This is a genomic window from Microbispora sp. NPDC046933 (genome assembly GCF_040644635.1).
GTDB lineage: Bacteria > Actinomycetota > Actinomycetes > Streptosporangiales > Streptosporangiaceae > Microbispora.
The window spans coordinates 1-19,698 of record NZ_JBEYWW010000037.1 but is presented as its reverse complement, the minus strand read 5'-3'; the positions used below and the strand labels follow the sequence as shown (position 1 = coordinate 19,698).

The window sequence follows — 19,698 nt, the reverse complement described above, 5'->3', positions numbered from 1 at the left end:
CCTTGGCCGCCGCACCGGGACCAGCCCCGTTCCGGTGTGACGCGAATGTTTCCGCCGCAGATCGATTGTTACGAACACTATTCGGCGTACCCGAACAGATAGCGGCATCTTAGGGAGGCATACATCGCAGGTCAATGCCGTACTGGGGAGGTGTGATGAAAAATGCGCTACAGTGTTCGGCTATGACGAACAGTATGGCGAATGGCGAGGTGGAGAACTCCCGCTACTGGATCCGCAGCGTCGCCAGGGCGGCCGAGGTCCTCGAGGCCCTGGCCGGTGGCCCCCCGGGGGAGGGGATGAGCGTGACCGAGGTGGCGGCGGCGTGCGGCCTCTCGAAGAGCTCGGCCTTCGCCACCCTCTACACACTCCAGCGGTTCGGCCTGGCCGCCGACGACGGCGAGGGCATGAACCGGCGCTACCGGCTCGGGATGACGCTCGCCCGGCTCGGGGACAGGGCGCGCGACCAGCTGTCGCTGCGGGACGTCGCCCGTCCCATTCTGGTGGAGCTGACCCGGACGACGGGCATGAATTCCCGGCTCGCGATCCCGGAGAGCGACCAGGCCGTGGTGATCGACCAGGTGAGCAACGGCGAGCGCATCCAGGTGGACCTGCGGATGGGCGTGCGGGAGCTGCCCCACTGCACCGGCCTCGGCAAGGCGCTGCTCGCCGAGATGGAGGATCGGCAGGTCGCGGCCCTGATCGAGAGGGTGGGGCTGCCCCGCCGCACGGCGCACACGATCACCGAGCTCGACCGGCTGCTGGCGCACCTGCGTGACATCCGCGAGACGGGCTACGCGCTCGACGACGAGGAGGACGCGGAGGGGGTGTTCTGCGTCGGCAGCGCTCTGCGCGACCATTCCGGCACGTGCGCCGGGGCCATCAGCATCACCGGCCTGAAACCGGCTCTGCCCACATGGCGCTACCAGGAGCTGGGGCGGCAGGTGCGGGACGCGGCGCGGCGGATTTCGTGGGAACTCGGCTACCGGCCTTGATTTGCCGACCGAAACCTGCTTAAGGTTTGCGCCACATCGGGCGAACAACTGGCCCCCGCGACGTCACAGCCCCTGACCGCGGACGGTTTCGGCCAGCAGCACCGCCGCCTGCACGCCTCACGCGTGTCCGCCCGGCCTTCATTCACCCCCTGCCGTGCCGCGTCCCGCCGTACGGCCGAAGGTTGAGGCATCTGTTGAACGATCCCCAGAAATCTCCCCTGGCTCGCCGTGCCCTGCTGACGGCGGGCGGTGCCGGCGGGCTGGCGCTGCTGGTTCCCGGTACGGCTCACGCCGGGCCGCAGGCGGAGCTGAAGACGGCGGTGTACGGCGTGGCGACGGTGGCCGAGCTGCTGTCGCTGGACGGCAAGAAGATCCCGGACGGGACGCTGGTGCGGGTCGCGGGTTACAAGGCGGCCGGTGACGGCGGCGGCATGCTGGTGCGCTGGGACGCGGACTCGACCGCGGCGGCCAACGGCGGCACAGTCCTCGGCGGGCCGGACGCGGGCCGGTGGGTGCAGGTCCACGACGGCGTGGGCGACTTCCGCAGGTTCGGCGTGTTCGGCGACGACGCGCCGGCGGACGCCGCGCTGGACGCGATGGTGAACGACCCGTCCATCCACCGCATCGAGGCCCACACCGACCTGCTGTTCGTCAAGCGCCACACGTACACCCGCTCGAACCTGGAGTTCGACTTCGGCGGCCACACCGTCCGCACCGACGGCATCGAGAAGAACACGCACGACAACCCGTTCGGCGCGGTGCTCTTCTTCCGCGGGGAGGTCACCGGCACGGTCGTCGAGCACACGCTGAGCGCCCCGATGCCCGACCTGGCCGACGTCTTCGAGGTCGGTGACGCGTCGAGATTCAAGGTCGGCCAGTGGTGGACGGCGGTGGTGAACAACCTCTCCGGCCGCGACGAGCGGGAACTGCAGAAGATGGTGCAGGTCACCGAGATCGTGGACGGCTCCCGCATCCGGGTGAACTACCAGAACGGCTGGGACCTCGACAAGGGCCGCGTGATCACCTGGACCAGGGTGAAGCCGGTCGAGCGGGTCCACGTCAGGAACATGGTCTTCGTCGGCGCCCCGCCGTACGACGGGCCGAAGAACGGGGAACTGCCCGACGACCGGGAGTACACCGGCTCGCACCCCGTGGCCTACGAGTACGCCGCCTGGTGCGACGTCTCGGGCATCGACGCCACCCTCACCTGGTGGCCGGTCGTCATGCGCCGCTGGTGCACCTACTTCCGGACCGAGAGCTGCACGCTGAAGAACCCGCCGACGGTCTTCTACGGCGGCGCGGGCTATCTCACCCAGCAGATCTACTGCCTGTACGGCCACGTGGCCGACTGCCACACCTCCAACGCCCGCCACCTCAACGACCTGACCGCGTCGGCCTACTGCGTCGTGGAGAACTGCCACGGAGACGGCGACGACGCGGGCGGCAACCCGTTCACCACCCACGGGCAGTACGAGCACGACCTGGTGTTCACCGGCAACTCCGGCCTGATGGACATCGCCAACTCGGGCGCGCAGTGGGGGATCAGCGCCAAGCGGATCACCGTACGCCGGCACGTCTGCTCCTGGTTCACGGCCAACACCAAGATCACCGATCTGACGCTGGAGGACGTCAAGGTCATCCCGCGCTCCACCTTCGACCCCGGCGGCACGCTGACGGTCAACGCCGACGGCGTGCAGATGCGCGGCTGCTCGGCCAGGACGTTCGCGGTCGCGCAGCGGTCGGCGCGGTCCGGCAGGCCGAACGTCATCGAGGACTGCCATTTCGACCTCCCCGAGGGGCAGGTCGTCGTCCAGACGCCGGTGACGAACCCCGTCCACTTCGTCCGGTGCGTCTTCACCGGGATGAACGGCGCGGTCATGCGCGGGTCCGGCCCCGTCCACCTCACCGACACCGTCCTCACGGGGACCGCCGGTGCGGCGCCGCTCCTGATCGGAGCCGCCGAGGTCGTCGTGTCCGGCGGGCGGCTGACCGACACCGGCATCCGCCTGTCCGCGGTCCGCGAGCAGCGGCTGTCGATCGGCGGAGGCGCCGTGGTCGAGGGGACCAACAGCGAGAAGGCGCTGCTGTCCCGTGCCGACGGCTCACCGGTGCGGTGGGAGCTGGGCGACTACGCCAGCTCGACCCGCGACGTCGGAACCGCGCACGTCGCGATCACGAGCGGCGTCAACCGCTACTCCGCCGTCGGGGCGCGGTTTCGCGGCGGCGTCATCACGCTCGCGGACGCCGCCTTCGGCGGCGACTCCCACCTCCTGCACACGGGCTGCGCCGAAGAGGGCGTCACCCGTACGGCCCCGGCGCAGGGGCCCCGAGTCATCACCACTGGCAACCTGGCCGTCTGAGGAGTCCCCGAAATGAGTTCATCCATGAGGTCCCGTCGTGCCCTGTTGACGGCGGGCGGTGTCGGCGGGCTGGCTCTGCTGGTTCCCGGTACGGCTCACGCCGGGCCGCAGGCGGAGCTGAAGACGGCTGTGTACGGCGTGGCGACGGTGGCCGAGCTGCTGTCGCTGGACGGCGGGAAGATCCCGGACGGGACGCTGGTGCGGGTCGCGGGCTACAAGGCGGCCGGTGACGGCGGCGGCATGCTGGTGCGCTGGGACGCGGACTCCACGACGGCGGCCAACGGCGGCACAGTGCTGCGTCCTGAAAACTCGGGCGGCTCAGGCGCGGGCCGGTGGGTGCAGGTCCACGACGGCGTCGGCGACTTCCGCAGGTTCGGCGTGTTCGGCGACGACGCTCCGGCGGACGCCGCGCTGGACGCGATGGTGAACGACCCGTCCATCCACCGGATCGAGGCCCACACCGACCTGCTGTTCGTCAAGCGCCACAGGTACACCCGCTCGAACCTGGAGTTCGACTTCGGCGGCCACACCGTCCGCACCGACGGCATCGAGAAGGCGGGCTACGACGACCCCTTCGCGGCCGTGCTCTTCTTCCGGGGCAAGGTCACCGACACGGTGGTGACCGCGCCGCTCACCGCGGACATGCCGGAGCTGTCGGACGTCTTCGAGGTCGGCGACTCGTCGAAGTTCCAGGTCGGTCAGTGGTGGTCGGCCGAGGTGAGCAAGGGCGCCGGGCAGTGGGAACGCGAGCTGCAGAAGCTCGTGCAGGTCACCCAGATCGTGGACGGCTCCCACATCCGGGTGAACTACCTCAACGGCTGGACGCTGAAGGCCGGGCGGTCGATCACCTGGACGCGGATCGAGCCGGTCGAGCGGGTCCACGTCAGGAACATGGTGTTCACCGGCGCGGGCGCGGACCAGTACACGGGGTCGCACCCGGTGGCCTACGAGTACGCCGTCTGGTGCGACGTGTCCGGCATCGACGCCACCGGCACGTTCTGGCCGGTCGTCATGCGGCGCTGGTGCACCTACTTCCAGACGCGCTCCTGCTCGCTGAAGAACCCCACGTCCGTCACATGGGGCGGCGCGGGCTACCTCACCCAGCAGATCTACTGCCTGTACGGCCACGTGGCCGACTGCCACACCTCCAACGCCCGCCACCTCAACGACTGGACCGCCTCGGCGTACGGGCTGGTGGAGAACTGCCACGGCGACGGGGACGACCAGGGGCCGTTCGTCACCCACGGGCAGTACGAGCACGACCTCGTCTACACCGGCAACTCCGGCCTGATGACGTTCGCCAACTCCGGTGCGGCGTGGGGCTCGGCGGCCAAGCGGATCACCGTACGCCGGCACGTCTGCTCGTGGTTCGTCGCCCGGGTGAAGGTCACGGACCTGACGCTTGAGGACATGCGGGTGATCGGCAAGCCGTCGCTCGCGGGCTCCGGGATGATCTGGGTCAACGCCGACGGCGTCCAGATGCGGGGCTGCTCCGCGAACAACCAGCTGATCATCTCCCAGTCGTCCGCGCTGTCGGCCCGGCCGAACGTCATCGAGGGCTGCGACTTCACGATCGCCGCCGGTACGGAGATCGTGCAGTCCTCGGTCACCTCGCCCGTGCACATCGTGCGGTCGGTGCTGGCGAACCTGGACGGCAACGCCTGCAACGGCACGGGCGAGCTGCACCTGGTCGACAGCACGCTGCTCGGCAAGGAGGGCGGCGCGCCGCTGCCCGTCGCCGCCTCGCTCGTACGGATCCAGGGCGGGCGGCTGTCGGGCACCGGCATCCGGCTGTCGGGGAAGAAGGACCAGCGCGTCCACGTGGGCGGCGGCGCGGTGGTCGAGGGGACGAACGGCGCGAAGGCGCTGCTGTCCCGCGCGGACGCGGGCGGGACCGTCCAGTGGGAACTGCGCGACTACCGGAGCACGACGAACGACGCGGGCACGGCCCACGTGGCGATCGAGACCGGGAAGAACGTGTACTCGGCGGTCGGCGCCCGCCTGTCGGGCGGGAAGGTCACGCTCGCCGGGGCCGCCTTCGGCGACGGCTCGCTGCTCCAGCACACCTCCTGCGTCGAGGAGGGCGTCTCCCGGACGACGCCGCCGGACGGCCCCCGGGTCCAGACCACCGGAAACCTCGTTCTCTAACCTTCTTACTCCCAAACCATCACAGAGGAGTGCAAATGGAACGCCGGGTCGCATTGGCCCTCGCCGGCGCCGGAAGCCGGGGCCAGACCTACGCCTCGTGGGTGGCGCGCAACCCGGACCGCGCGCGGCTCGTCGCCGTGGCCGACCCGGACCCCCACCGGCGCGGCCTCGTCGCGGCCGGGCATCCCGGGGTGGCGGAGTACGCGACCTGGCAGGACATGCTGGCCGCGGACGTGCCGGCCGACGCGGTGATCGTGGCGACCCAGGACAGGGACCACGTCGACCCGGCCGTCGCGTTCGCCCGCGCCGGGCGCGACCTGCTGCTGGAGAAGCCGCTCGCGCCCACCGAGGAGGAGTGCCGGCGGATCGTCGCCGCGGTCACCGAGGCCGGTGTCCGGCTCGCGGTCTGCCACGTGCTGCGCTACACCCCGTACACCGACCTGGTGATGGAGGTGGTCCGCTCCGGCGTGCTGGGCGAGATCATGAGCGTCCAGCACCTGGAGCCGGTGGGCTGGTGGCACGCGGCCCACTCCTACGTCCGCGGGCCGTGGCGGAGCGAGAAGCTGGCCAGCCCGATGCTGCTCGCCAAGTCCTGCCACGACCTCGACTGGCTGGCGTACGTGACCGGACGCAGGATCGCCCGGGTGGCGAGCTTCGGCGACCTCGGCCACTTCCGGCCGGACAAGCGCCCCGTCGGCGCCGCGGACCGCTGCCTGGACTGCGCGATCGAGCCCGAGTGCCCCTATTCGGCGCCCAAGCTCTACTACCCCGCACTGCGGGAGCGCGGGGCCGCCTGGCCCGTCAGCGTGATCACCGACGCGACGGACGAGGCGGGCGTCACCGAGGCGCTGCGCACCGGCCCGTACGGCAGGTGCGTCTACGCCTGCGACAACGACGTCGTGGACCACCAGGTGCTGGCCCTGGAGTTCGAGGGCGGCGCCACCGGGACGTTCACGATGACCGCCTTCACCGAGCAGACCCACCGGCAGACCCGGATCTTCGGCAGCCACGGGCAGCTCGTCGGAGACGGCGAGCGGGTGACGGTCCTGGACTTCCGCACCGGCAGGACCGAGACCACCGAGGCCGGCCCCGTCGGCGGCGCCAACGCCGGCGAGGGCCACGGCGGCGGGGACGACGGCGTGATGGACGCCTTCGTGCGCGCCGTGGCCACCGGCGACGACGTCCTGATCCGGTCCGGCCCGGCCGAGTCGCTCGCCTCCCACCTCGCGGTCTTCGCCGCCGAGCGGGCCCGGCACAGCGGCACCGTCGTCGACGTGCCCGAGCAGTGAACTTCCCCGACTCCTGAGAGAGGACCTTTCCCATGCGACTTCGCATGTTGGCGCCGGTCGTGGTGGCGGCGCTCGCCGCCGCGGCCACCGCCTGCGGCTCCGGCTCGGACACCGCGTCCGGCAAGCAGAGCGTGACCATGTGGGTGTATCCGATCATCCCGGACGAGGCCAAGCACAAGGCCTTCTGGGACGGCCAGATCGCCGCGTTCACCAAGGACAACCCGAACATCGACGTCAAGGTCGAGATCTACCCCTGGGCCAAGCGCGAGGAGTCGCTCACCACGGCGATCGCCGGCAACAAGGGGCCCGACCTCGTCTACCTGATCCCCGACCAGATCCCGAAGTTCGCCAAGGCCATCCAGCCGGTCGACTCCTATCTGTCCGACACGGCCAAGGCGGACTACCGCGACAACGTCAAGCAGGCCGTCACCATCGACGGGAAGCTGATGGGCGCCCCGATCCTGATGGGCGCGAACCCGCTGATGTGCAACCGGAAGGTGCTCGACGCGGCCGGGGTGGAGGCTCCCAAGACCTGGGACGACGTGCTCGCGATCGCGCCGAAGCTCAAGGAGAAGGGCTTCGACGTCACCAACTACTACGCCGACCCCGGCGCCACGCTCAACCAGTCGTTCTACCCCCTGCTGTGGGAGGCCGGCGGCAGCGTCTTCACGCCCGACGGCGCCAAGGTGGCCTTCGACGGCCCTGAGGGCCTCAAGGCGCTGACCTTCCTCAAGACGCTGGCCGACAAGGGCTACGTCGAGAAGGACCTGCTCACCGGCATCCCCGCGTTCGAGCAGACGCACCTGGCGCAGAACAAGACGGCCTGCACCTGGCAGCAGGTGCCCGCGGACGTCGAGTCGTTCTGGGGCGCGGAGAACATCAAGATCTACCCGCCGCTGAGCGACGCCAAGCAGGTCGGCTACGGCTCCATCGGCGCGCTGTCGATGCTCAAGGGTTCCAAGGCCAAGGACGCGGCCGGCAAGTGGCTGGCCTTCGCCTCCGGCGCCGCCGTCACCAAGGCGTACGACACGGCCTCCGGCTTCTTCTCGCCGCAGAAGTCGACCGGCGCCCTGTACACGGACGGGCCGAACGCCGAGATGGAGAAGACGCTCGACCTGATGCAGGGCGCGCCGCTGCACGACAAGGCGCGCGACGTCATGGGCGTGCTCGCGCCGGAGATCCAGGCCGCGCTGATCGGCCAGAAGAGCCCGCAGCAGGCCCTCACCGACGCCGCCACCGCGGCCAACGCCCTCATCGGCCAGTAGGACGCGCGTCCCGGCCACCCCACGAGGGCGGCCGGGACGGTGCGACAAGTTTCGAGACACCTGTGAGGTAAACCCGTGACGGTCACCGCGGAGGCGCGTCCGCGCCGAGTGACGGCCCGGCGCAGGTCGGCGGGCGCCCGGTACGAGGCCCGCTGGGGCCTGGCGTTCGTCCTGCCGTGCTTCCTGTTGTTCCTGGCCTTCCGGTTCGGCCCGGCCGTCGTGGGGACCTTACTCGGCTTCTTCGAGTACACGGTCGGCGACAGCCCGACGTTCGTCGGCCTGGACAACTTCCAGCGGATGCTGCACGATCCGCTCTTCTGGCAGGCGCTCAAGGTGACCGTGATCTACACGGTGCTCTACCTGCCGCTGTCCGTCGGAGTGTCGGTGGGCCTGGCGCTGCTCGTGCGCCGGTCGTTCCGCGGCGTGCGGCTGTTCCGGTCGATCTTCTTCCTGCCGGTCATCACCAGCCTCGTACTGGCGGCCACCATTTTCACCTGGCTGTTCTCCTCGTCGGGGCCGCTCGGTGAGCTGATCGGCGGCTCCTGGCTGGCCTCGCCGGTGCTCGTCATCCCGGCCCTGGTGATCGTGTCGGTCTGGTCCCGTTTCGGGTACGGCATGCTGATCGTCCTGGCCCGGCTCCAGGACGTGCCGCGCGAGTTGGAGGAGGCGGCGCTCAGCGACGGCGCGGGGCCCTGGCAGCGCTTCCGCTACGTGGTCCTGCCGCAGCTGCGGCCGGCGATCTTCTTCCTGGCCGTGATCGAGACCACGAACTCCTTCCAGGTCTTCGACCTCGTCTACGTCATGACGAGCGGCGGCCCGGGACGCTCCAGCTACACCCTGGTCATGGACCTCTACGACCAGGGCTTCAAGTACTTCGACCTCGGCTACGCCAGCGCCCTCGGCGTCGCCCTGTTCGTGCTCACTCTGTTCGTCGCGCTGATCCAGCGGCTGCTCATCGGGAGGGCCAAGTGACCGCATACCGAGCGCTGGAGCCGGGACCCGGCGGCCGGGCCGTACGGATCGTGCTCCTGAGCGTCGCCTCGATCGTCACGATCTTCCCGTTCTACGCGATGGTCGTGCTGAGCCTGAAGCCGGTGGCGGCGGTCGAGTTCCCCGGCAGCCTGCTGCCCTGGCCGCTGGCCACCGGGGCGTACGAGCGGGTGCTCGGCGGCGGCGACCTGCCGCTGTGGACGCTGAACACGCTGATCTACTCGGTGGTCAGCGTCGTGCTCGTGCTGCTGCTCGCCTCGCTCGCCGGATACGCCTTCGCCAAGAAGCGCTTCCCCGGCAAGGAGACCATGTTCTGGTCGTTCCTCGCGATGGTGATGGTGCCCTACCACGTGACGCTGATCCCGCTGTTCGTCCTGGTCGCCAACGCGGGCGGCGTGGACACCTTCTGGGGGCTCATCGTGCCGACCCTCGCCAACGCCCAGGCGGTCTTCCTGATGCGGCAGTTCATCGGCGCGCTGCCCGACGAGCTGTTCGAGGCGGCCCGGCTGGACGGCGCCTCGGAATGGACGATCTTCGTCAGGATCGTGCTGCCCCTGTGCAAGCCGATCCTCGCCACGCTCGGCCTGTTCGTCTTCCTGTGGCACTGGAACGACTTCCTCTGGCCGCTGATCGTCGGGCAGAGCACCGGCATGCGCACGCTGACGGTCGGCATCGCGTCGCTGCAGGAGCAGAACGTGCCGCTCAACGTCGTGCTCGCGGGCGCGACCGTGGCCTTCGTGCCGATCTTCGCCGCCTACCTCGTGGGCCAGCGCTACCTCACCGAGGGCGTCACCATGTCTGGAATCAAGGGATAAATGATGTTCGACTCTGAATCCGCGCTGGAAGACCGGCTGACGACGCCGTCTCCCGCCCTCGTCGCCTCCCTGGCCTCGGGCGCGGGCGACCTGGTCGTGCTCGGCGCGGGCGGCAAGATGGGCCCCACGCTGTGCCGCCTGGCCCGCCGGGGCCTCGACGAGGCCGGCCGTACGGGTGACGCCGTGTGGGCGGTCTCCCGCTGGTCCGACCCCGCCGCGGCCCGCGACCTGGAGCGGCACGGCGTGCGCACGGTGACGTTCGACCTGATGGGGGACGCGGACCTGAGCGCGCTGCCGGACGCCCGCGATGTGGTGTTCATGGTGGGGGCGAAGTTCGGCACCGCCGCCGCGCCCTACCTCGCCTGGGTGGTCAACGCCGCGCTGCCCGCGCGCGTCGCGGAGCGGTACGCCGGTGCGCGGATCGCGGCGTTCTCCACAGGGAACGTCTACCCGCTCACCGGCCTGGAGTCCGGCGGCTGCGCCGAGACCGATCCGACCGGGCCGGTCGGGGAGTACGCGATGAGCTGCCTCGGCCGGGAGCGGGTGTTCGAGCACGCGGCGCGGCGCGGCACGCCGGTGAGCGTGCTGCGCCTGAACTACGCCGTGGACCTGCGCTACGGCGTGCTCGCCGACATCGGTCAGACGGTGCTGTCGGGGTCGCCGGTGGACGTCACCACCGGTCACGTCAACGTCGTGTGGCAGGGCTACGCGAACGAGGTCGCGTTGCGCTCGCTGGAGCACGCGTCGTCCGACGCCTTCGTGCTCAACCTCACCGGCCCCGAGACCGCGTCGGTCCGGCGGATCGCGTCCCGCTTCGCCGAACGGTTCGGCGTCGCCGCCGAGTTCACCGGCACCGAGGCGCGTACGGCCCTGCTGAGCGACGCGACACGCTGCCACGCGCTGTTCGGCTACCCGGACGTCCCGCTGGGCACGCTGGTCGACTGGCAGGCCGACTGGCTGGCGCGGGGACTGCCCGTGTCGGGCAAGCCCACCAAGTTCGCCGTGCGCGACGGGAGGTTCTGATGTCCCTCGCACCGCTGCTCCACGGGGCGGTCATCCCCGCTCACCCGCTCGCCCTCACCGCGGACCGCACGCTCGACGAGCGCCGCCAGCGGGCCCTCACCCGCTACTACCTCGCGGCGGGCGCCGGCGGGATCGCCGTGGGCGTGCACACCACGCAGTTCGAGATCCGGGAGGCCGGACTGCTGCGCCCGGTCCTGGAACTGGCCGCCGAGACCGTCGCCGCGAGCGACCGCGCCGGGGACGTCGTGACCGTCGCGGGCGCCTGCGGCCCCCTCGCACAGGCGGTCGCGGAGGCGGAGCTCGCGGCGGGCCTCGGGTACGACGCGGTGCTGCTGTCGCCGGTCGTCCCCGGGGCGACCGAGGCGGACCTGCTGGAGCGGGCGCGCGCGGTGGGCGAGGTGCTGCCCGTGATCGGGTTCTACCTGCAACGGGCCATCGGCGGCCCCGAGCTGTCCCGGGACTTCTGGCGGGCGCTCGCCGACCAGCCGTCCACCGTCGCGATCAAGGTCGCGCCGTTCGACCGCTACCGCACCCTGGAGGTCGCGTACGGCGTCGCGGCGTCGGACCGGCGCGAGGAGGTGGCCCTGTACACCGGCAACGACGACCACATCATCGGCGACCTGCTCGCCGCGCTGCCCGGCGGGCTGCGGTTCCGCGGCGGCCTGCTCGGCCAGTGGGCGGTCTGGACCCGGGCCGCCGTGGCGATGGTCGAGCAGGTGTCCCGGGACCCCGCCGGGCTGGCCCGGAAGGCGCAACAGCTCACCGACGCCAACGCGGCGGTGTTCGACGCCGCGCACGGCTTCGCCGGGTGCATCGCGGGCGTGCACGAGGTGCTCAGGAGGCAGGGCCTGCTCGCCGGCGTCTGGTGCCTGGACCCGGACGAGGGCCTGTCGCCCGGCCAGGCCGAGGAGCTGACCCGGGTGACGGCCGCCTACCCCTGGCTGGTGGACGACGACTTCGTGGCGGAGCACCTCGATGCCTGGCTCGCCTGACGCGCCCGACCCGCGCACACTGGTCTGCGTGCCGCCGGACCTGCGCGCCCGGCTGTTCGGGCGGGAGCTCGGCGAAGCCCGTCCGCTCGACGACCCGGCCGACCGGGCCGCCCTGGCCGAGGCGCTTCCGGGCACGGAGATCCTGGTCACGGGCTGGGGAATGCCGGTCCTCGACACGGCCCTGCTGGACCTCGCGCCGGGGCTGCGGCTGGTCGCCCACATCGGCGCCAGCGTCAAGTTCTTCGTCACCGACGAGGTGTTCGCCCGGGGGATCAGGGTGACGCAGGCGGGGCAGGCGATGGCCCGTCCGGTCGCCGAGGTGGCGCTCGCCTTCACCCTGTCCCTCCTGCACCGCATCCACCGTTTCGACCACGCGCTGCGTGGGGGCGCCGACTGGCACACGGCGGAGCAGGCGCCGCCGCGGCACGAGATCCTGGGATGCCGCGTCGGGGTCGTCGGCGCCTCCCGCACCGGCCGGGCCTATCTGGAGCTGGTGCGCGCCCTCGGCGCGGAGACGGTGGTGAGCGATCCCCACTTCGCGGGCGAGCCCGGCGTGCCCGCCGTGCCGCTGGACGAACTGCTGGCCACGAGCAGGATCGTGGCCCTGCACGCGCCGGTGCTGCCGGAGACCAGGCATCTGCTCGGCGCACGCGAGCTGGCGCTCATGCCCGACGGCGCGGGACTGGTGAACACGGCCAGGTCGTGGCTGGTGGACGAGGAGGCGCTGCTGGCGGAGCTGCGCACCGGGCGGATCGACGCCGCGATCGACGTCTTCGACGCCGAGCCGCTGCCCGCCGACCACGGATTCAGGACCCTGCCGAACGTCCTGCTCACGCCGCACCAGGCCGCCGGGACGGTCGAGGCGCGGCGGCGCCAGGGCACGCTCGTGCTGGACGAGATCCGGCGTCACCGCGCGGGGCTTCCGCTGCACCACGAGGTGACTCCCGAGATGCTGGAGCGCATGGGTTGACCGAGTTCAGGACCGTACGCGCGGACGAGGTGACGTCCCTCTACGAGCTGTGGGCGCGGGCGTTCACCGCGTCCCACATCGTGCCGCTCTACGAGCAGGACGAGGGGCGCCTCGGCCGCACGCTCGTGGCCGCGGACGCCACCGGCGTCCTGGCCGTGGTGTACTGGCTGCCCCGCGACGTGCGCGACGCTCACGGCGGCGTCCAGCGGGTGGGCTGCCTGTCCAGCGTCGCGACGAGGCCGGACGCCCGGGGCAGGGGACTGGTCAGGCGACTGCTCGCGATGGCGGCCGACGCGATGACGGCGGCCGGGTGCGCGTGGTCGCTGCTGTTCACCGGCACGCCGGGCGTCTACACCGGTTCCGGCTGGCGGGTGTTCGACCGGCCGCGCGTGGACGGCCGCTTCGCCGCCGCCGGGACTCTCGACGCCGGCACTCTCGACGCCGGCTGGACCGCCGGACCGGCAGGGCTCGACGACTGGACCGTGCTCGACGACTGGACCGGGCTCGACGACTGGACCGTGCTCGCCGCGCTGCACGACCGGCACGACGACCGGCGCCCGCTCACCACCGTGCGTTCCGCCCGGGACTGGACCGGCCGCGTCCCCGTCTGGTACGGCCCGCCGCACGAGATCCTGCTGGTCCGCGAGCACGGCACGCCCATGGCGTACGCGGTGGTGGACTGGAGCGCCGGCGACGTGGTCGAGGTGGCGCTCGCGGCCGATCGGGCGGCCGGGCCGCTGCTGCGCGCCGTGGCCGCCGAGGCCCGCGCGCGCGGCGTGCGGTCGGGACGCCTGCGCGCGCCGCTCGACCCTCCGGTCCGCGCCGCCCTGCCCCTCCTTTTCGAGGAGTGGGAGCGCCGGGACGAGCGCACCGGCATGGCCAGGCCGCTGCTGCTGGAGGAGGCCGACGTCAGGGCCGTCGTCGAGCACCCGCGCGCCGTGCACTGGACGGCCGACTACTTCTGACCGCTGCCGTCGCAGAAGGCTAAAGTGCTACCAGAACCTTGTTCTCTTTCTGGAAGGGTGGCGCCATGTCTGCTGCTGAGGGTCACGATGCTGCCGGGGCCGAGCTCAGGTTCGACGGAAGGGTGGCGATCGTCACCGGTGCCGGGCACGGGCTCGGCCGGTCGCACGCGCTGCTGCTCGGCCGGCGCGGCGCGAAGGTCGTCGTCAACGACCTCGGCGGCGCCCTCGACGGCTCCGGCGCGTCCTCGGGCCCGGCGGCGGAGGTCGCCGAGCTGATCGTGAAAAACGGCGGAGAGGCGGTGGCCAGCACCGACAACGTCGCCACGCCGGAGGGCGCGGAGGCGATCGTGCGGACGGCGCTCGACGCGTTCGGCCGTGTGGACGTCGTCGTCAACAACGCCGGCATCCTGCGCGACCGTTCGTTCGGGAAGATGACGGTCGAGGAGTTCGACGCCGTGATCGCCGTGCACGTGCGCGGCTCGTTCCTGGTCAGCCGGGCGGCGTTCCCGCACATGAAGGAGCAGGCGTACGGACGGATCGTGAACACCTCCTCGCCCGCCGGGCTGTTCGGCAACTTCGGTCAGGCCAACTACTCGACCGCCAAGATGGGCCTGGTGGGCCTCACCAAGACGCTCGGCATCGAGGGCGCGCGGGCGAACATCAAGGCCAACGCGATCGCCCCCGTGGCGTGGACGCGGATGACCGAGACGCTGCTGCCCGCGGAGTTCGAGGAGAAGTTCACCCCCGAGCGGGTCAGCCCGCTGGTGGCGTACCTGGCCCACGAGAGCTGCGAGACCAGCGGCGAGGTGTTCTCGGTCGGCGCCGGCCGGATCGCCCGGGTGTTCGTCGCCGAGGGGCCGGGCTGGCGGACCGACGACCTCACGGTCGAGGCGATCCGCGACAACTGGGAGGCCGTCATGGCCGAGCAGCCCTATCTCCCGACCAAGCTGGGCGAGCAGGCCGGCGCCTCCCTGCAGGCGATGCTCTGACCTCCTCGCGCTCCGCCCGGCCGGGCCGTCAGAGCTCCTCGGCCTGCTCGGCCGGGCCGACGAGGTCGGCGGACAGGTCCGTGGGCCGCCGTGGCATGGGCGCGCGGCCGGGCGGCTGCCTGACCCGCAGATCGGGGAAGGGCGGCGGCGGGTTGCGCCGGGCCTGCGGCCGCGCGCCGAGCGTGAGCTCCTCGCCGTGGTGCGCCAGCGTGATGGGCGAGCCGTGCAGGAGCCGGTACGTCGTGCCGTCCGGCGTGACGTCGATCCGCAGCAGGCGGCCCCGGTAGCGGACGCGGAAGGTGAGCCGGGTGATGCCCGAGGGCAGGCGGGGGGCGAAGCGGATCCGCCCCTCGCGTGCCCGCATGCCGCCGAACCCGGCCACCAGCGCGATCCACGCCCCGGCCAGCGAGGCCATGTGGACGCCGTCGCGGGTGTTGTGCTCCAGGTCGCGCAGGTCCATCAGCGCGGCCTCGCCGAGGTAGGCGTAGGCGAGGTCGAGCTGGCCCACCTCGGCGGCGATCACGGCCTGGGTGGCGGCCGACAGCGAGGAGTCCCGCACGGTCAGCGCCTCGTAGTAGGCGAAGTCACGCGCCTTCTGCTCGGGCGTGAACGCCTCGCCGCACAGGTGCATGGCCAGCACGAGGTCCGCCTGCTTGACGACCTGCTTGCGGTACAGGTCGAAGTAGGGGAAGTGGAGCAGCAGCGGATACTGCTCGGGCCTGGTGCCCGCGAAGTCCCACACCGCGTGCCCGGTGAACCCCTCGCTCTGCTCGTGGACTCCGAGCCGTTCGTCGTACGGCAGGTACATGGCGGCGGCGGCGTCGCGCCACATCGCCGTCTCCTCCAGCGTGACCCCGAGCCGCTCGGCCCCGTCGCGGTGGCGTACGGCCGCCGCGGCGGCGGCCCGCAGGTTCCGCTGGGCCATGAGGTTGGTGTAGACGTTGTTGTCCGCGACGGCGCTGTACTCGTCCGGGCCGGTCACGCCGTCGATGCGGTAGCGGCCCTCGGCGTCGTGGTGGCCGAGCGCGCACCACAGCCGGGCGGTCGCGACGAGCAGCGGCAGGCCGATGTCCCGCTCGAACTCGGTGTCCTCGGTCGCGTCGACGTATCGCGTGACCGCGGCGGCGATGTCGGCGTTGACGTGGAAGGCCGCCGTGCCCGCGGGCCAGTAGCCCGAGCACTCCTCGCCGTTGATCGTGCGCCAGGGGAAGGCCGCCCCGGACAGCCCGAGCTGCTCGGCCCGCGCCTGGGCGAGGGGCAGGATCGTGGCGCGCCACGTCAGGGCGTCGGCGGCGGCCCGGGGGTAGGTGTAGGTGGCAACCGGCAGCACGAAGCTCTCGGTGTCCCAGAACGCGTGACCGTCGTAGCCCGAGCCGGTCAGCCCCTTGCCGGGGATGGGCCGGCGCTCCAGCCGGGCGCCCGCCTGGAGCAGGTGGAACAGCCCGAAACGCACCGCCTGCTGCACCTCGGCGTCGCCCTCGACCTCGACGTCCGCGCCCGCCCAGAAGTCGTCGAGGAAGGCGCGCTGCTCGGCGCACAGGCCCTCCCACCCGGTGAGCCTGGCCGCCGCCAGCGCCGCCACGACCTGGTCGTGCATCGCGGGCCGGGACCGCTTGGCCGACCAGCCGTAGGCGAAGAACTTGTCCAGCCGCAGCCGCTCGCCCGGCACGAGCCGGGTGGCGATCGTGACCCGGCTGACGTTGCCGCCGCCGTCGCACTCGGCGCGGGTGCCGTCCGGGCCGTCGATCTCGTGGCGCATCCCCGCCGCGACCCGCAGCCGGCTGGCCCTGGTGGAGTGGACCATGACGCACACGTTGTTGCGCGCGGCGACGTTCTCCTCCAGCACCAGCGGCGCCTCCAGCGCAGCGGCGGCGCGGGGGTCGGCGGTCGGCGGCGGCACGGTCTCGTTGGCCACGAGTTCCGACTGGACGACGACGTTGAGCGGCTGGTCCACCGGCTCCACCTCGTAGCGCACCGCGGCCACGGCCCGGTGGGTGAACGACACGAGCCGGGTCGAGGTGACGCGCACCTGCGCCCCGGTCGGGGAGCTCCAGCAGACCTTCCGGGTGAGCGTCCCCGCCCGCAGGTCGAGGACCCGCTCGTGTGAGTGCAGCGTCCCGTACCGGACGTCGAACGGCTCGTCGTCGACGAGCAGCCGGATCAGTTTGCCGTTGGTGACGTTGACGACCGTCTGGCCGGACTCGGGGTAGCCGTAGCCCGCCTCGGCGTACGGCAGCGGGCGCAGCTCGTAGAAGGAGTTGAGGTAGGTGCCGGGCAGCCCGTACGGCTCGCCCTCGTCGAGATTGCCGCGCAGCCCGATGTGCCCGTTGGACAGCGCGAACACCGACTCGGTCTGGGCGAGCACGTCGGTGTGCAGGTGGCACTCCCGCACCGACCAGGGCTCGACGACGAAGGCGGGATGCTTGATCATTTGTCGTCCAGCAGTTCGGAGAGGTCCGTCACCACGACGTCGGCGCCGTTCTCGCGCAGGGCCTCCGCCTGGTGGCCGCGGTCCACGCCCACCACGAGGGCGAAGCCGCCCGCGTGCCCGGCGGCGACGCCCGCCAGCGCGTCCTCGAACACCGCGGCCTCGGCCGGCGCGAGCCCGAGTGCCTCGGCGGCGGCGAGGAACATGTCGGGGGCGGGCTTGCCGGCCAGGCCGCGCTCCCTGGCCACCACGCCGTCGATCCGCGCGTCGAACAGGTCCTCAAGCCCGGCCGCGGCGAGCACGCGCGCGGTGTTGGCGCTGCTGGAGACGACCGCACGGCGCAGCCCGGCGTCGCGGACGGCGCGCAGGTAGCGCACCGAGCCCTCGAACACCTCCACGCCCCGCCGGTCGAGGATCGCCTGGACCAGCTCGTTCTTGCGGTTGCTCAGGCCGTTGACGGTGGGCATGCCCGGCGGGTCGCCGGGCTTGCCCTCGGGCAGGTCGACGCCCCTGGCCCGCAGGAAGGTCCGCGTGCCGTCCAGGCGCTTCCTGCCGTCGACGTACCGCTCGTAGTCGCCGGTCTCGTCGAACGGCACGAACGGCGTGCCGGTGGCGACCGCCCGGTCGCGCAGGTACTCGTCGAACATCTCCTTCCACGCCGCCGCGTGGATCCGGGCCGTGCGCGTGAGAACCCCGTCCATGTCGAACAGGCAGCCGCGCACCCCGTCAGGCAAACCCAGCATGTCAGGCAACCCCCAGCATGCGCCCTCCAACCGTCCTCCTGCTCTTCTACCCCGCATACAGGACGTTACTTTTGCTGATTTCAGCGAAAGATTGCATCACATCGATAAAAGGTCTTCCCTGATCAGCAGAAAAGAGGTACGTTTCGTGCCAATCACCGGGACGCGGAGGCGTACGTGAAGAGGACGACCATCAGGCCGGAGAACGTCCACCAGGCCGCGCTCCTGCGGTTGCTGAGGGACGGCGGGCGTTCCCGTGCCGAACTCGGCGACGTGGTGGACCTGTCACGGTCGAAGCTCAACGTCGAGCTGGACCGGCTGATCGAGCTGGGGCTCGCCGAGCCCGACGGACTGGCCGCCTCGCGCGGCGGCAGGCGCTCGGGACGCGTACGCCTGGCCGGTGAAATCCGGTTCGCCGGGATCGACATCGGCGCCACCTCGATCGACGTCGCCGTCACCGACGGAGAGCTCAAGGTGCTCGGTCACCTGAGCGAGCCCTGTGACATCAGAGAGGGGCCCGCCGTCGTGCTGGACCGGGCCATCGAACTGCTCGGCAAGCTGAGCAGGGACGGGCTGTTCACCGATCTCAGCGGAGCCGGCATCGGCGTCCCCGGGCCGGTGAGCTTCGCCGAGGGCGTCCCGGTGGTGCCGCCGATCATGCCCGGCTGGGACCGCTACCCGGTCAGGGAGACGGTCGGGCAGGCGCTGTGCTGCCCCACGGTGGTCGACAACGACGTCAACATCATGGCACTCGGAGAGCTGCACGCCGGTCTCGCGCGGCACGTCGAGGACTTCCTCCTCGTCAAGATCGGCACCGGTATCGGCTGCGGCATCGTGGTGGACAGCAAGATCTACCGCGGTGTGTCCGGCAGCGCCGGCGACATCGGCCACATCCGGGTGGACGACCTCGGACCGGTCTGCTCCTGCGGCAACTCCGGATGTCTGGAGGCGTACTTCGGCGGCGCCGCGCTGGCGCGGGAGGCCGTCGCCGTGGCCCGCTCGGGCGGCTCGCCGTACCTGGCCGAACGGCTCGCGGTCGCGGGCACGCTGACGGCCGAGGACGTCGCCGCGGCTGCGGCGCAGGGCGACGCCGGCGCGATCGGGCTGATCCGCGACGGCGGGCGCCGGGTGGGCCAGGTGCTGGCGAGCCTGGTCAGCTTCTTCAACCCCGGCCTTGTGATCATCGCGGGCGGCGTGGCCAAGCTCGGCCACGTGCTGCTCGCGGAGATCAGAAGCGTCGTCTACCGCAGGTCGCTGCCGCTCGCCACCGGAAACCTGCCAATCGTGTTGTCCGAACTCGGCGACACCGCGGGTGTCATCGGCGCCACCCGCCTGATCAGCGATCACGTCTACTCCGCCAACTGATCATCGTTGGGAGACCCCCATGGGAGACGAACACCCCCTGCTCCAAATGAGGGGGATCGTCAAGCAGTTCCCCGGCGTACGCGCGCTGGACGGCGTGGACCTTGAGGTCAGAGCCGGAGAAGTGCACTGCCTGCTCGGCCAGAACGGCGCCGGGAAGTCCACGCTCATCAAGATCCTGTCCGGTGCCCACGCGCCCGACGAGGGCGAGGTGCTGCTCGACGGCTCGCCCGTACGGCTGGCGCCGCCGACCGCGGCCATGGGCCTCGGAATCGCCACCATTTATCAGGAGCTCGACCTGGTGGACGGGTTGAGCGTGACGGAGAACATCTTCCTCGGCCATGAGATGGCGAGTTTCGGGTTCTCCCGG

The 19,698-nt window shown here is 71.5% G+C and carries 16 protein-coding genes; 14 read left to right on the top strand and 2 right to left on the bottom strand.

The window, feature by feature from the left end; translation table 11 throughout:
- Positions 1-182 precede the first annotated feature (182 nt).
- The 12 genes from ABZ857_RS35850 to ABZ857_RS35795 all read left to right on the top strand — a co-directional run bounded on the left by ABZ857_RS35850 (position 183) and on the right by ABZ857_RS35795 (position 14,798).
- Positions 183-992 carry an IclR family transcriptional regulator gene (locus ABZ857_RS35850; protein ID WP_357052494.1) on the top strand — a complete coding sequence of 270 codons (810 nt, stop codon included), beginning with the start codon at positions 183-185 and terminating at the stop codon, positions 990-992.
- A gap of 194 nt (positions 993-1,186) precedes the next feature.
- Positions 1,187-3,352: a hypothetical protein gene (locus ABZ857_RS35845; protein WP_357052491.1), complete on the top strand. Its 2,166-nt coding sequence runs from the start codon at positions 1,187-1,189 to the stop codon at positions 3,350-3,352.
- Positions 3,353-3,376: 24 nt separating this feature from the next.
- The gene (locus ABZ857_RS35840) at positions 3,377-5,500 is read left to right on the top strand and encodes a hypothetical protein (protein ID WP_357052488.1); all 2,124 of its coding nucleotides are present in this window, start codon (positions 3,377-3,379) and stop codon (positions 5,498-5,500) included.
- A 35-nt stretch (positions 5,501-5,535) separates the two neighbouring features.
- Positions 5,536-6,789 carry a Gfo/Idh/MocA family oxidoreductase gene (locus ABZ857_RS35835; protein ID WP_357052485.1) on the top strand — a complete coding sequence of 418 codons (1,254 nt, stop codon included), beginning with the start codon at positions 5,536-5,538 and terminating at the stop codon, positions 6,787-6,789.
- A 32-nt stretch (positions 6,790-6,821) separates the two neighbouring features.
- Positions 6,822-8,054, top strand: a complete 1,233-nt coding sequence (locus tag ABZ857_RS35830) for a sugar ABC transporter substrate-binding protein (protein ID WP_357052482.1) — start codon at positions 6,822-6,824, stop codon at positions 8,052-8,054.
- Between the two features lie 75 nt (positions 8,055-8,129).
- Entirely contained in the window at positions 8,130-9,026 is an 897-nt protein-coding gene (locus tag ABZ857_RS35825) for a sugar ABC transporter permease (RefSeq protein WP_357052479.1), read from the top strand.
- Positions 9,023-9,859, top strand: coding sequence for a carbohydrate ABC transporter permease (locus ABZ857_RS35820; RefSeq protein ID WP_357052476.1), 837 nt, complete (start codon positions 9,023-9,025; stop codon positions 9,857-9,859). Before ABZ857_RS35825 ends, ABZ857_RS35820 begins: the two co-directional genes overlap by 4 nt.
- A 3-nt stretch (positions 9,860-9,862) precedes the next feature.
- The gene (locus tag ABZ857_RS35815) at positions 9,863-10,882 is read left to right on the top strand and encodes an epimerase (protein WP_357052473.1); all 1,020 of its coding nucleotides are present in this window, start codon (positions 9,863-9,865) and stop codon (positions 10,880-10,882) included.
- Complete coding sequence (locus tag ABZ857_RS35810; RefSeq protein WP_357052470.1) at positions 10,882-11,874, top strand: dihydrodipicolinate synthase family protein; 993 nt, start codon at positions 10,882-10,884, stop codon at positions 11,872-11,874. The genes ABZ857_RS35815 and ABZ857_RS35810 overlap by 1 nt, the downstream gene beginning before the upstream one ends.
- The gene (locus ABZ857_RS35805) at positions 11,858-12,844 is read left to right on the top strand and encodes a hydroxyacid dehydrogenase (protein WP_357052467.1); all 987 of its coding nucleotides are present in this window, start codon (positions 11,858-11,860) and stop codon (positions 12,842-12,844) included. Before ABZ857_RS35810 ends, ABZ857_RS35805 begins: the two co-directional genes overlap by 17 nt.
- The gene (locus ABZ857_RS35800) at positions 12,841-13,809 is read left to right on the top strand and encodes a GNAT family N-acetyltransferase (RefSeq protein ID WP_357052465.1); all 969 of its coding nucleotides are present in this window, start codon (positions 12,841-12,843) and stop codon (positions 13,807-13,809) included. Before ABZ857_RS35805 ends, ABZ857_RS35800 begins: the two co-directional genes overlap by 4 nt.
- Positions 13,810-13,874: 65 nt before the next feature.
- Entirely contained in the window at positions 13,875-14,798 is a 924-nt protein-coding gene (locus ABZ857_RS35795; protein WP_357052462.1) for an SDR family oxidoreductase, read from the top strand.
- A 28-nt stretch (positions 14,799-14,826) separates the two neighbouring features.
- On the opposite strand, the gene ABZ857_RS35790 is transcribed toward ABZ857_RS35795, so the two are convergent.
- On the bottom strand, positions 14,827-17,229 hold the full coding sequence (locus tag ABZ857_RS35790; RefSeq protein WP_357052460.1) for a glycosyl hydrolase family 65 protein: 2,403 nt from the start codon (positions 17,227-17,229) through the stop codon (positions 14,827-14,829).
- Positions 17,226-17,969, bottom strand: a complete 744-nt coding sequence (locus tag ABZ857_RS35785) for a beta-phosphoglucomutase family hydrolase (protein WP_357052457.1) — start codon at positions 17,967-17,969, stop codon at positions 17,226-17,228. The genes ABZ857_RS35790 and ABZ857_RS35785 overlap by 4 nt, the downstream gene beginning before the upstream one ends.
- Before the next feature lie 174 nt (positions 17,970-18,143).
- On the opposite strand from ABZ857_RS35785, the gene ABZ857_RS35780 reads away from it, so the two are divergent.
- Entirely contained in the window at positions 18,144-19,331 is a 1,188-nt protein-coding gene (locus ABZ857_RS35780) for an ROK family protein (RefSeq protein WP_357052454.1), read from the top strand.
- Between the two features lie 19 nt (positions 19,332-19,350).
- A partial coding sequence (locus ABZ857_RS35775; protein ID WP_357052451.1) for an ATP-binding cassette domain-containing protein occupies positions 19,351-19,698 on the top strand: 348 nt, incomplete at its 3' end.

What these genes read in the sequence shown, in the direction of transcription:
- ABZ857_RS35850 (WP_357052494.1), top strand. Translation starts at nt 183, where the DNA reads ATGACGAACAGTATGGCGAATGGCGAGGTGGAGAACTCCCGCTACTGG.
- ABZ857_RS35830 (WP_357052482.1), top strand. Translation starts at nt 6,822, where the DNA reads ATGCGACTTCGCATGTTGGCGCCGGTCGTGGTGGCGGCGCTCGCCGCC.
- ABZ857_RS35790 (WP_357052460.1), bottom strand. Translation starts at nt 17,229, where the DNA reads ATGATCAAGCATCCCGCCTTCGTCGTCGAGCCCTGGTCGGTGCGGGAG.
- ABZ857_RS35785 (WP_357052457.1), bottom strand. Translation starts at nt 17,969, where the DNA reads ATGCTGGGTTTGCCTGACGGGGTGCGCGGCTGCCTGTTCGACATGGAC.
- ABZ857_RS35815 (WP_357052473.1), top strand. Translation starts at nt 9,863, where the DNA reads ATGTTCGACTCTGAATCCGCGCTGGAAGACCGGCTGACGACGCCGTCT.
- ABZ857_RS35795 (WP_357052462.1), top strand. Translation starts at nt 13,875, where the DNA reads ATGTCTGCTGCTGAGGGTCACGATGCTGCCGGGGCCGAGCTCAGGTTC.
- ABZ857_RS35840 (WP_357052488.1), top strand. Translation starts at nt 3,377, where the DNA reads ATGAGGTCCCGTCGTGCCCTGTTGACGGCGGGCGGTGTCGGCGGGCTG.
- ABZ857_RS35810 (WP_357052470.1), top strand. Translation starts at nt 10,882, where the DNA reads ATGTCCCTCGCACCGCTGCTCCACGGGGCGGTCATCCCCGCTCACCCG.
- ABZ857_RS35805 (WP_357052467.1), top strand. Translation starts at nt 11,858, where the DNA reads ATGCCTGGCTCGCCTGACGCGCCCGACCCGCGCACACTGGTCTGCGTG.
- ABZ857_RS35835 (WP_357052485.1), top strand. Translation starts at nt 5,536, where the DNA reads ATGGAACGCCGGGTCGCATTGGCCCTCGCCGGCGCCGGAAGCCGGGGC.